This window comes from [Enterobacter] lignolyticus SCF1 (genome assembly GCF_000164865.1).
GTDB classification, from domain to species: domain Bacteria; phylum Pseudomonadota; class Gammaproteobacteria; order Enterobacterales; family Enterobacteriaceae; genus Enterobacter_B; species Enterobacter_B lignolyticus.
The window spans coordinates 2,290,336-2,302,431 of the sequence record NC_014618.1 but is presented as its reverse complement, the minus strand read 5'-3'; the positions used below and the strand labels follow the sequence as shown (position 1 = coordinate 2,302,431).

General features: G+C 55.7%; 10 protein-coding genes and 3 tRNA genes. 8 read left to right on the top strand and 5 right to left on the bottom strand.

Annotation, left to right across the window (positions count from 1 at the left end; translation table 11 throughout):
* Nucleotides 1-85: 85 nt before the first annotated feature.
* The gene (gene cydH / locus ENTCL_RS23675) at nucleotides 86-175 is read right to left on the bottom strand and encodes a cytochrome bd-I accessory subunit CydH (RefSeq protein WP_125451972.1); all 90 of its coding nucleotides are present in this window, start codon (nucleotides 173-175) and stop codon (nucleotides 86-88) included.
* Between the two features lie 294 nt (nucleotides 176-469).
* Between cydH and purR the strand changes: the two genes are divergently transcribed.
* Entirely contained in the window at nucleotides 470-1,495 is a 1,026-nt protein-coding gene (gene purR / locus ENTCL_RS10845; protein WP_013366162.1) for an HTH-type transcriptional repressor PurR, read from the top strand.
* Between the two features lie 16 nt (nucleotides 1,496-1,511).
* Here purR and punR read toward each other — a convergent pair whose 3' ends face one another.
* Nucleotides 1,512-2,423, bottom strand: coding sequence for a DNA-binding transcriptional activator PunR (punR, locus tag ENTCL_RS10840; RefSeq protein WP_013366161.1), 912 nt, complete (start codon nucleotides 2,421-2,423; stop codon nucleotides 1,512-1,514).
* Between the two features lie 119 nt (nucleotides 2,424-2,542).
* On the opposite strand from punR, the gene punC reads away from it, so the two are divergent.
* A complete protein-coding gene (gene punC, locus ENTCL_RS10835; RefSeq protein WP_044611946.1) occupies nucleotides 2,543-3,736 on the top strand; it encodes a purine nucleoside transporter PunC in 1,194 nt (397 codons plus the stop codon).
* Nucleotides 3,737-4,045: 309 nt separating this feature from the next.
* Nucleotides 4,046-5,194, top strand: coding sequence for a cyclopropane fatty acyl phospholipid synthase (gene cfa, locus ENTCL_RS10830; protein WP_013366159.1), 1,149 nt, complete (start codon nucleotides 4,046-4,048; stop codon nucleotides 5,192-5,194).
* 48 nt (nucleotides 5,195-5,242) lie between these two features.
* Here the strand turns inward: cfa and ENTCL_RS10825 are convergent, their stop codons facing one another.
* The gene (locus ENTCL_RS10825) at nucleotides 5,243-5,887 is read right to left on the bottom strand and encodes a riboflavin synthase (protein ID WP_013366158.1); all 645 of its coding nucleotides are present in this window, start codon (nucleotides 5,885-5,887) and stop codon (nucleotides 5,243-5,245) included.
* A gap of 234 nt (nucleotides 5,888-6,121) precedes the next feature.
* Here ENTCL_RS10825 and mdtK point away from each other — a divergent pair, with 234 nt between their 5' ends.
* Nucleotides 6,122-7,495: an MdtK family multidrug efflux MATE transporter gene (gene mdtK / locus ENTCL_RS10820; RefSeq protein WP_013366157.1), complete on the top strand. Its 1,374-nt coding sequence runs from the start codon at nucleotides 6,122-6,124 to the stop codon at nucleotides 7,493-7,495.
* 48 nt (nucleotides 7,496-7,543) lie between these two features.
* Here mdtK and ENTCL_RS10815 read toward each other — a convergent pair whose 3' ends face one another.
* Nucleotides 7,544-8,152, bottom strand: coding sequence for a sugar O-acetyltransferase (locus tag ENTCL_RS10815; protein WP_013366156.1), 609 nt, complete (start codon nucleotides 8,150-8,152; stop codon nucleotides 7,544-7,546).
* A 348-nt stretch (nucleotides 8,153-8,500) separates the two neighbouring features.
* Here ENTCL_RS10815 and ENTCL_RS10810 point away from each other — a divergent pair.
* From ENTCL_RS10810 to ENTCL_RS10795, 4 genes are all read left to right on the top strand, one after another.
* Nucleotides 8,501-8,577 (top strand) — tRNA-Val (locus ENTCL_RS10810).
* Between the two features lie 2 nt (nucleotides 8,578-8,579).
* A tRNA-Val gene (locus ENTCL_RS10805) sits at nucleotides 8,580-8,656 on the top strand.
* Between the two features lie 4 nt (nucleotides 8,657-8,660).
* Nucleotides 8,661-8,737 (top strand) — tRNA-Val (locus ENTCL_RS10800).
* Nucleotides 8,738-9,059: 322 nt separating this feature from the next.
* Nucleotides 9,060-10,403, top strand: coding sequence for a cation:dicarboxylate symporter family transporter (locus ENTCL_RS10795; RefSeq protein ID WP_013366154.1), 1,344 nt, complete (start codon nucleotides 9,060-9,062; stop codon nucleotides 10,401-10,403).
* Nucleotides 10,404-10,480: 77 nt separating this feature from the next.
* On the opposite strand, the gene fabV is transcribed toward ENTCL_RS10795, so the two are convergent.
* Nucleotides 10,481-11,674 (bottom strand): enoyl-ACP reductase FabV, encoded by a 1,194-nt coding sequence (gene fabV, locus ENTCL_RS10790; protein ID WP_013366153.1) that lies wholly within the window; start codon nucleotides 11,672-11,674, stop codon nucleotides 10,481-10,483.
* Nucleotides 11,675-12,096 lie beyond the last annotated feature (422 nt).

The window sequence follows — 12,096 nt, the reverse complement described above, 5'->3', positions numbered from 1 at the left end:
TAATAATGACGGGTCGAATTTTGTTGCGCAAACAGCGGGAGGAGTGGCCAGAATAATGAGGGAGATGGCTCTCCCTCACCGTTAATCAATGCAGGGCAGCCGTCAGACCGGTGGCAACAATAAGCCCCAGGACAATAATGGTCGTAACCAGCGAAAACTTCAGGTCGGTACTCATCAATTTTTCTCCTTATAATCCCCACACCAAAAGTGAGCTTGCTCATTTTTGCACAGTTATGCACAAAAATCTTCCTGGATTTAATCTGATAGCGATATTTCTCTTCCCCTTTGTCTCAGAATCAGACAAAATTCCACGCTAATTTAAAAGCGTACCGGCCATTGACCCCCTCCCGTCGTCCAGAGTCGTTTCCCCGGCGTACAGCAACCTGAAAATGTTGTGGGCAAGGTGTGTAAAGGCAAACGATTACGTGTCGATGATCAGGTGTCAGGAAAGGGTCTGGAGTGAGATCGAATGGCAACAATTAAAGATGTCGCGAAACGCGCAAACGTTTCCACTACAACTGTTTCACATGTAATTAACAAAACCCGTTTTGTGGCGGAAGAGACTCGCAACGCGGTCTGGGCGGCCATTAAAGAGCTGCACTACTCCCCCAGCGCCGTTGCTCGCAGTCTGAAGGTTAACCACACCAAATCTATCGGTCTGCTGGCCACCAGCAGCGAAGCGGCCTACTTCGCTGAAATTATTGAATCTGTTGAGAAAAGCTGCTTCCAGAAAGGCTATACCCTGATCCTCGGCAACGCCTGGAACAACCTGGAAAAACAGCGCGCCTATCTGTCGATGATGGCGCAAAAGCGCGTCGACGGCCTGCTGGTCATGTGCTCTGAATATCCACAGCCGGTGCTCGATATGCTCGAAGAGTATCGCCATATTCCAATGGTGGTGATGGACTGGGGCGAAGCGAAAGCAGACTTTACCGACTCGGTGGTTGATAACGCCTTCCAGGGCGGGTATCTGGCGGGCCGCTATCTGATTGAGCGCGGCCATCGCGAAATCGGCGCGATCCCGGGGCCGATGGAGCGCAACACCGGCGCCGGACGGCTTGCCGGCTTTATGAAATCCATGGAAGAAGCGCAGATCAAGGTGCCGGAGAACTGGATTGTGCAGGGCGATTTCGAGCCGGAATCCGGCTACCGCGCGATGCAGCAGATTCTCGGTCAGCCTCACCGCCCTACCGCCGTATTCTGCGGCGGCGATATTATGGCGATGGGCGCGCTTTGCGCAGCTGACGAGATGGGGCTGCGCGTACCGCAGGACATTTCCGTCATCGGCTACGACAACGTGCGCAACGCCCGCTACTTTACGCCGGCGTTGACCACTATCCACCAGCCGAAGGACTCGCTGGGCGAAGCGGCGTTTAATATGCTGCTCGACCGTATCGTCAACAAGCGTGAAGAGTCGCAGTCCATTGAGATGCACCCGCGCCTTATCGAGCGACGCTCGGTGGCGGACGGTCCGTTCCGCGACTATCGCCGTTAATCCCGCCGGGAGCCGGTTACTCCGGCTCCCGCAGCCACTCCCGATTCAGCGTTTCGCTGTCGCCCAGATAGTCCAGCAGCCAGGTCAGCGCCGGCGACATGTCGTTTTGTTGCCATGTCAGGCAGCATGCCGCATCCGGGAACGGGTTCTCCAGCGCCAGCGCGACCCACTCGCCGCTCGCCAGCCACGGACGCGCGAAATGCGACGGCACCATCCCAACACACAGCCCGGCAGAGATGCAGGTAGCGGACGACTCCCAGTCCGGCACCACCACCCGTTTCTGGTTATCAAGCAGCCAGGTAATGCGCTTGGGCAGCGAGCGCGAGGTATCTTCCCGCACCAGCGACGGCCAGTTGCGCAACACGTCGTCGCTGAGCGGCCCCGGCATGCCCGCCAGCGGATGATGGCTGGCAACCACGCAGTCCCAGCTCAGCATGCCCATATCGCGAAACGCATAGCGTCCGCCGACGGGGATGGCTTTTGTCGCGCCGATAGCCAGCTCCACGCGCCCATCCGACAGCGCGTCCCAGACGCCGTTAAAGACCTCCTGGGAAACGAGCAGCTCGACGTCGTTAAAATGGCGGTAGAAGTCGACAATCATCTGCCGGGTGCGCTCCGGGCGAACAATATTATCGACGGCGATAGCCAGCTGGCCGCGCCAGCCGTTGGCAATCTGCTGACACTGCTGGCGGGTGATCTGCATTTTTTTGATAACAGAGCGCCCTTCTTTTAAAAACCACGCCCCGGCGGGCGTCAGTTCGACGTCACGGTGACGACGTTCAAACAGCGGCACCGCCAGCCACTCCTCCAGCTGCCGCACCGTGTAGCTCACCGCCGAGGGTACCCGGTGCAGCTCCTGGGCGGCAGCGCTAAAGCTGCCGTTACGAGCAACCGCGTCAACCACTTCAAGCGAATATTCTGACCACATAATCTGCCTGCAAAATTTTTGAACCCATTCGACAAATATTAACGTTTCACAAGCCAGGATGCACTCCCTACACTCTGCGGCACTGAACTGAACACCTGCAACGAGAATGAGAAATGACGATGCAACCTGGTAAAGGATTTTTATGCTGGCTGGCAGGCTTAAGCGTGCTGGGTTTTTTAGCCACTGACATGTATCTCCCGGCGTTTGCCGCCATCCAGGCGGACCTGAACACGTCGGCCGCCGCCGTGAGCGCAAGCCTGAGCCTGTTCCTGGCGGGCTTTGCCTTTGCACAACTGCTCTGGGGGCCGCTGTCCGACCGCTATGGCCGTAAGCCGATTCTGCTGGCGGGCTTAGGGATTTTCGCCCTGGGGACGCTGGGTATGCTGTGGGTACACAACGCGACCGCCCTGCTGGCCCTGCGCTTTATTCAGGCCGTCGGCGTCTGCGCCGCAGCGGTCACCTGGCAGGCGATGGTGACGGACTACTATCCGGCGCACCGCACCAACCGCATTTTCGCCACCATTATGCCGCTGGTGGGGCTGTCACCGGCGCTGGCGCCGCTGCTCGGCAGCTGGCTGCTGCACCATTTTGACTGGCAGGCTATTTTCGCCACGCTGTTCGTCATCACCCTGGTGCTGATGATCCCCGCGCTGCGCCTGAAGCCGCCGGTAAAAAAACAGGAAAAAACGGAAAATCGCCTCACCTTTATGACGCTGCTGCGCTCCCGCGACTATCGCGGTAATGTGCTGATATACGCCGCCTGCTCCGCCAGCTTCTTCGCCTGGCTTACCGGCTCGCCGTTTATCCTCAACGCGATGGGCTATGGCCCAACGGTCATCGGCCTGAGCTATGTGCCGCAGACGATCGCTTTCCTTATCGGCGGTTACGGCTGCCGGGCCGCGCTGCAAAAATGGCAGGGACAGCAGCTGCTGCCGTGGCTGCTTGGCGCCTTCGCGGTCAGCGTCGCGGCGACCTTTGCCGTCGGTCTGACCAACGGACATTCGCTGACGGCGATCCTTATCCCGTTCTGCCTGATGGCGGTTGCCAACGGCGCTATCTACCCTATCGTCGTCGCTCAGGCCCTGCGCCCCTTCCCGCAGGCGACCGGCCGCGCCGCCGCGCTGCAGAACACGCTGCAGCTGGGGTTATGCTTCGTGGCAAGCCTGGTGGTATCAGCGCTGATCGCAACCCCGCTGCTTACCACCACCAGCGTCATGCTGGCGACCGTACTGCTGGCAGGCTGGGGCTACTGGATGCAGCATACCGCCAGGCAGGACGAGCCGCTGGCGGGCGCAGAATCCACTCGCGCATAATACCTGTCGCGACTATGCAATAAAAAAGTAATTAGCTTGCTAATATCTTTTTATTGAATCACGGATTTTTGCGTCCTATACTGAGTTACGTATCACATAAATACGATAATTTTTCGATATTAACGGGAGAAGGATGTCTCCCGTTTCACCACGGAAGGCCATTCGGCAAGGGTTATCTCCCTTCCTCTGTTCTACGCTGTTCTACGTCGGATAGTCGTCTCACGGTTTAACCGTGAGAGTTCTCACAAAACCGAAAAAGCGTCTACGCTGTTTTAAGGTTCTGATCACAAGCCCCGTGATGGAGAAGCTATGAGCACATCGTGTATAGAAGAAGTAAGCGTGCCAAATGATGATTGGTTTCGTATCGTCAGCGAACTGCTGGGCCGAGCAGGGATTGGCATTAATGGGGCTGCGCCCTTTGATATCAAAGTCACTAATCCCGGTTTTTTTAAGCGCGTGCTGCAGGAAGGCTCGCTGGGATTAGGCGAAAGCTACATGGACGGCTGGTGGGAGTGCGACCGGCTCGACATCTTTTTCAATAAGGTGTTGCGCGCCGGACTCGAAAACCAGCTCCCCCGCCATTTCAAAGACACGCTGCGTATCGCCAGCGCCCGTCTGCTAAATCTGCAAAGTAAAAAACGCGCGTGGATTGTCGGCAAAGAACATTACGATCTCGGTAACGATCTGTTCAGCCGCATGCTCGACCCGTTCATGCAGTATTCCTGTGCCTACTGGAAAGAGGCCGAAAGCCTTGAGCAGGCACAGGTTGCTAAACTGGACCTGATTTGTCAGAAACTTCAGCTTAAGCCCGGCATGCGCGTGCTGGATATCGGCTGCGGTTGGGGTGGTCTGGCCTGGTATATGGCGAAAAATTACAACGTCAGCGTCGTCGGCGTCACCATTTCGGCGGAACAGCAAAAGCTGGCGCAGGCGCGATGCGAAGGTCTGGACGTCAATATTTTGCTACAGGACTACCGCGACCTGAACGATCAGTTCGACCGCGTGGTTTCCGTCGGCATGTTCGAACACGTTGGTCCGAAAAATTACGCCACCTATTTCAACGTGGTTGACCGTAATCTGAAGCCGGACGGGCTTTTCCTGCTGCACACTATTGGTTCTAAAAGGACCGATAACAACGTTGACCCGTGGATCAACAAGTACATTTTCCCGAACGGCTGCCTGCCTTCGGTACGGCAGATAGCCAATGCCAGCGAGCCGCACTTTGTGATGGAAGACTGGCATAACTTCGGCGCAGACTACGACACCACGCTGATGGCCTGGCACCACCGCTTCCTCGCGAGCTGGCCGGAGATAGCCGACAACTACTCCGAACGCTTCAAACGCATGTTCACCTACTATCTGAACGCCTGCGCCGGCGCGTTTCGCGCCCGTGATATTCAGCTCTGGCAGGTGGTATTTTCCCGTGGAGCGGACGGCGGCCTGCGCATCGCGCGCTAAAAAAACAAAACCCCGGAATTCCGGGGTTTCTTTTTTCTGCCCGCGCGGCTATTCGTCGGCGCTGCTGCGCGGTACCGCCGCCGCTTCTTTTGCCGCCAGCACGCGCTCCACGGTATCGACCACGGCCTGGGTCTGCGGATCGATCTCGATATTCACCTTCTCACCGAGCTTTTTCTTGCCAAGCGTGGTGCGCTGCAGGGTCTCAGGGATCAGATGCACGCAGAAGCGGGTTGGCGTCACTTCGCCAACGGTCAGGCTGATACCGTCCACGCCGATGAATCCCTTATAGAGGATGTACTTCATCAGCGTCGGATCCTGGACCTTAAACCAGATCTGGCGATTGTTTTCCGACGTCAGAATTTTCGCCACCTCCGCGGTGGTCATGATGTGACCGGACATCAGATGACCGCCAATTTCATCACTGAACCGCGCCGCGCGCTCAACGTTCACGACATCGCCCTCGGTCAGCTCGCCAAGGTTGGTTATCCGCAGCGTCTCTTTCATCAGATCAAAGCTGATGCGATTGCCGTTAATCTCCGTCACCGTCAGACAACAGCCGTTGTGCGCCACCGATGCGCCCGTTTCGATTCCATCCAGCATGTCATCCGGCATTTCCACGACATGAGTACGGAAATTGGGTTTCTCATCAATGGACACGACTTTCGCCACGCCCTGAACGATTCCAGTAAACATACACTTAACTCCTGTAGGCTGCGATCGCGATAGCATTACCGCGTCAGATACACCGCACAATAACAGGTGGCACCATGGGTTGCCAGCCAGCCAGGGCCCACTGCTATTTTTTTGACTGGTTAAATAGTAAAACCTCGCTACAATATATTCGAAATTTCCCCTGTTCTTCTTCTTGCTGCCAGTAACGGCGGCTTTTTTAGTCTCTCAAATAACAACAATACAGTAGGTGTTCACGTGCAGAAGTACGTCATTGAAGCGCGTCAGTTGCTCGCACTGGCAATTCCGGTGATCTTTGCGCAGGTCGCCCAAACCGCCATGGGGTTTGTCGATACCGTCATGGCCGGTGGCTATAGCGCCACCGACATGGCGGCGGTCGCTATCGGCACCTCTATCTGGCTTCCGGCTATTCTTTTCGGCCACGGGCTGCTGCTGGCGCTGACGCCGGTCATTGCGCAGCTGAATGGCTCAGGCCGACGCGACCGTATCGCCCACCAGGTGCGCCAGGGGTTCTGGCTGGCTGGGGCGGTGTCCGTACTTATTATGATCGTACTGTGGAACGCCGGACATATCATCCGCGCGATGCACAATATCGACCCGCTGCTTGCGGATAAAGCCGTCGGCTATCTGCGCGCGCTGCTGTGGGGCGCGCCGGGCTACCTGTTCTTCCAGGTCGCCCGTAACCAGTGCGAAGGGCTCGCCAAAACCAAACCGGGGATGGTGATGGGCTTTCTCGGCCTGCTGGTCAACATTCCGGTGAACTACATCTTTATTTACGGCCATTTCGGCATGCCGGAGCTGGGCGGCGTGGGCTGCGGCGTGGCCACCGCGTCGGTCTACTGGGTAATGTTTATCGCCATGCTGTCGTACGTGAAGCGCGCCCGCTCTATGCGCGACATCCACAGCGACGCGCTGACGGAGAAGCCGGACCTTTCGGTGCTCAAGCGCCTGATCCAGCTCGGTCTGCCGATCGCGCTGGCGCTGTTTTTCGAGGTGACGCTGTTCGCCGTGGTGGCCCTGCTCGTCTCGCCGCTGGGGATTGTCAACGTCGCCGGGCACCAGATAGCGCTTAACTTCAGCTCGCTGATGTTCGTTCTGCCGATGTCGCTTGCCGCCGCCGTGACGATCCGCGTGGGGTTTCGTCTCGGCCAGGGATCGACGCTGGACGCGCAGACCGCGGCCTGGACCGGGCTTGGCGTGGGGGTATGTATGGCAGTCATGACGGCGATTTTCACCGTCTCGCTGCGCGAACATATCGCCCTGCTGTACAACGATAACCCGGAGGTCGTCACCCTGGCCGCACAGCTGATGCTGCTGGCGGCGATTTACCAGATTTCCGACTCCATCCAGGTTATCGGCAGCGGTATTCTGCGCGGATATAAAGATACGCGTTCTATTTTCTTTATTACCTTCACCGCGTACTGGGTGCTGGGCCTGCCGAGCGGCTATATCCTGGCGCTGACTGATATGGTCGTGCCGCGGATGGGCCCTGCCGGGTTCTGGATGGGCTTTATTATCGGACTGACCTCGGCCGCAATCCTGATGATGCTGCGCATGCGCTTTCTGCAGCGCCAGCCGTCAACACGGATCCTGCAGCGCGCCGCCCGCTAATCCACAGGCCGCCGCCTTCCACGGCGGCCTTCTAATCGCCTCGCGCGGTTACTCCTGGACGTCCAGCGGCTTATCTTTAAAGTAAAACTGCTTATCCTGCTCGCCAATCTCCCGCACCACCCGACAGGGAACGCCAAACGCCACCGCGTTTGCCGGGATATCCCTGGTCACGACGCTTCCGGCACCAATCACTGAATTGTCGCCGATAGTGACGCCCGGCAGGATTTGTACGCCAGAACCGATCCAGACGTTTTTGCCAATATGTACCGCAAACGCGTAGACATAGTTATGTTCGCGCAATATGGGCAGTATGGGATGGCCTGCGGTGGTGATCACCACGTTCGGCGCGATCATCGTGTTATCACCGATGTAGATCCCGGCATCATCGATAAAAGTGAGATTGGTATTACAAAACACCCCGCGGCCCAGATGCACGTTCCGGCAGCCCCAGTTGGAGCGCACCGGCGGTTCGACCTGGCAGCCTTCCCCTATTTCCGCAAACATCGCCTTAAGCAGCGTTTGCCGCTTTTCCTGCTCGCAGGGGCGCGTGGCATTAAAATCGTACAGCCTTTCGACGTACGCCTTCTGCTCATCAATGATCTCCGGATCGTCATAATGGTAGGGCAGGCCGCGCGCTTTTCTTTCTTTGTTCTTCATCGATAACCCCTGTATGGTGCATTTTCGGCGGCATGACCTCACCCGGCCGGTGTATGGCTAAAACCTACAGGTACATTTTATATTAACTTCCTCTTTTGCTCCATCAGGACAACCCCTTGACGGATAACGGTATTTAACCAATAGCGGTGCGATATTTCCCCTCGCGCCGGCGACTTCCGGCATCCGGACCGGGCCGCTGCTCAAAGAACAGACAGGTTCATCGTGCAATAAGGGAAAACTTGCGCAATAGTCGTTCAATCGCGTGAAATACGGAAGAAAAGTGACATTTCCCTCTTGCCACGCCCCGTGGCTGCCGCTAATATTCGTCCCCGTTGTCACCACAACGTTGCGTTCATAGCTCAGTTGGTTAGAGCACCACCTTGACATGGTGGGGGTCGTTGGTTCGAGTCCAATTGAACGCACCATTGCGTTTATAGCTCAGTTGGTTAGAGCACCACCTTGACATGGTGGGGGTCGTTGGTTCGAGTCCAATTAAACGCACCATTCTGCGTCCGTAGCTCAGTTGGTTAGAGCACCACCTTGACATGGTGGGGGTCGGTGGTTCGAGTCCACTCGGACGCACCATTTCACAGTTTCGTGATCTGGTGCTCGTTCTCTTCTCTTTATCTCAAACACCTATCCTTCTTACTTACTCTGCACGCTGCTAATGTAGTCTGTATTTACTTTGTCTTTGTTTTTATCCGCCTGTGTATTTTTCACTTCCCCATAACGATACGTAATACGCTCATCGATAATATGAAAAATACATACTGAATATGTGGTCATCTATCCTGCCTGTCCTTATAATCCCCACGGTCCTGTAATTGAGAAAAATTACAGATTTACTGACTAAAAACTAAACTCTTTCCGGCATTTCAGGTGCTGAATGGGGCAAGAGGCTTACACTATGTTCATTACGCTCGCCTATATCGTGCTGTTTCTGGTCTGTTCATGGGGAATATTCAGAATCGACCAAAAAAGCGCTTCTCTCTCTAAAAGTGTTTTTATTGCCATCTTTATTGGCGCAGTAATCGGGTTATCCCTGCATCTTATCCACGCAGACAGCAGTAAGACGGTGATTGACTGGTACAGTATTATTGGTAACGGTTATGTGAATTTACTGAAACTTGTTGCTATTCCGCTTATCTTTATTTCTATCCTTTCAGCTATTAATAAACTCGAAAACAGCGCCGGTATCGGCAAAATGTCGCTCACGATCGTTGGCTGTATGTTATTTCTGGTGATGACGGCTGGTTTCGTCGGGTTGCTGACGACGCAGGCGCTTGGGCTTGATGCCAGCGCATTTGGACATATGCAGTCCACCCTGACCGCGGATGATGTCACTAAAACCGCCAGCGTATCCTTGCCGCAGCTGCTTACGTCGCTAATCCCGACCAACCTCTTTCTTGACCTGACCGGCGCGCGCAGCGTTTCCGTCATCGGCATCGTGATTTTCACATTGCTGGCCGGCATCGCGCTGCTGAAAGTTAAAAAAGATGCGCCGGAAGAAGGCGCGAAATTAAGCGCGGCGATTAACGCCACGCAGGTGTGGGTCATGAAGATGGTGCGTATTGTTATCGCCCTCACCCCCTATGGGGTCATGGCGCTCATGGCGAAAGTCTTCTCATCCTATCAAATCGAGCAATTCGCCAGCCTGCTTGGTTTTATCGGCGCCTGCTATCTTGCCGTGCTAATGATGTTTATTGTACACGCGCTATTGCTTGCGCTTAGCGGGCACAACCCGGTGCAGTACTACAAAACCGTGTGGCCGGTGCTGACGTTTGCCTTTGTCTCCCGCAGCAGCGCGGCCGCCATACCGCTGGCTATCTCCGCTCAGGAAAGATTCGGCGTGCCCAATACCATTGCCAGTATTTCCGCATCATTTGGCTCCAGCATGGGGCAAAACGGCTGCGCCGGTATTTATCCGGCAGTGATGGTGGCGATGATTGCCCCGACGTTAGGCATCGATCCGCTGTCCATTTCGTTTCTGGCCGCGATGCTGCCCGCTATCGCGCTCGGCTCTATCGGCGTCGCCGGTGTTGGCGGCGGCGGTACGTTTGCCGCGCTGATCGTCCTGTCGACGCTCAATTTCCCGGTCGCGCTGGTCGGTATCTTCATTGCCATTGAACCCGTCGTCGATATGGCGAGAACTGCGCTGAACGTCAATGGCTCGATGATGTCCGGCGTGCTGGCAACCCGAATGCTCAATAAAAGTGCCGGTGAACCGCAGCGACAGACGACGCCAAACTGATCGGATACATGGCATCACCATTCGTGGATCAAAAAAAGGGGCTTTCGCCCCTTTTCACTTTCAGTCTGAACGCCGGATTACAGCGTAACGACGTCGAACTCCACTTCCGGGTTCACGTCAGCATCGTAATCCACTTCCGCAAAGCCGAAGCCAAACAGGTTCAGGAACTCCTGCTTGTAACCGGCATAGTCGGTTTCCTGGGCCAGGTTTTCGGTGGTGATCAGCGGCCACAGGTCGCGGCACGCCTGCTGGATATCTTCACGCAGCTCCCAGTCGTCCATACGGATACGCTGGTTGTCATCAAGCGCATTTTTCTCGCCGTACAGGCTGGTGGTCATCAGGCGGTTAATTTGCTCGATGCACCCTTCGTGAATCCCCTGCTCTTTCATCAGCTTGAAGACCATAGAGATATACAGCGGCATCACCGGGATAGCCGAAGAGGCCTGGGTCACCACGGATTTCAGCACCGCAACGTTTGCCGAGCCGTGCAGCGGCGCCAGCTGGCCACGCAGTGCGCTTGCCGCGCGGTCGAGGTCTTCTTTCGCTTTGCCCAGCGCGCCGTGCCAGTAGATAGGCCACGTCAGGTCGGTACCGATGTAGGAGTAGGCCACGGTTTTAACGCCGTCTGCCAGCACGTTGGCTTTGCTCAGCGCGTCGATCCACAGCTCCCAGTCTTCGCCGCCCATGACGGTAACGGTGTTCTGCACTTCTTCTTCGGTCGCCGGCTCAATGCTGGCGGTCGTGATTTGATCCTTGTTGGTATCAATCGCTTTTGAGGTGTAAACCTCGCCGATAGGCTTCAGCGCAGAGCGGACGATTTCACCGGTTTTCGGCATCTTGCGTACCGGAGAGGCCAGCGAGTAAACCACTAAATCAATCTGACCGAGGTCTTCTTTGATGAGTTTAATCACCTCATCGCGGCATTCGTCGGAGAACGCGTCACCGTTAATGCTTTTAGAATACAGCCCTTCCTTTTTGGCGGCTTCGTCAAACGCGGCTGAGTTATACCAGCCCGCGGAGCCCGGCTTAGACTCGATGCCCGGTTTTTCAAAAAACACGCCGATAGTCGCCGCGCCGCTGCCAAACGCCGCAGAGATGCGCGAAGCAAGCCCGTAACCGGTAGAGGCGCCAATAACCAGCACCCGGGCAGGACCTTTAGCCATCTGCCCGTTTTTCTTCACATAGTCGATTTGTCTGTTCACATTGGCCTTGCAGCCAGTGGGATGCGTTGTCGTACAGATGAATCCACGGATTTTTGGTTTGATTATCATATTGATTACTAATTAAGTTTGCTTTTTGGGATGACTCGTAGCGCAATGATACCGTCTTTTACGGCGCTGTAGAAATGATTAATGATCTGGCCGCACCTCTCCGTGTGCCCTGCGGCATCGCCAGCCGGTATTTTGCTGGCAGGAACCGGTAGCAAAACGGGTCGTTCGCGACTGTCCAGGGGTGAGGAAATCGTTATGGCCGCCGAACGCCCCGTAATTGGAACACCCGCCAGGAATATTTAACGGTCTACCGGAAAATAAGACACAACCGTTTTTCCGATGTATTCAGCCCGCCATTCACCGGCATATTGCTCAGCAATCCGGAATAATTCAGCATTTATAATCTCCGCCAGATGCGATGGTTCTGGCCATGCTAAAGCGGTTCATTATCAGTTTGTTATCTAAAAAACTTATGTTAAACT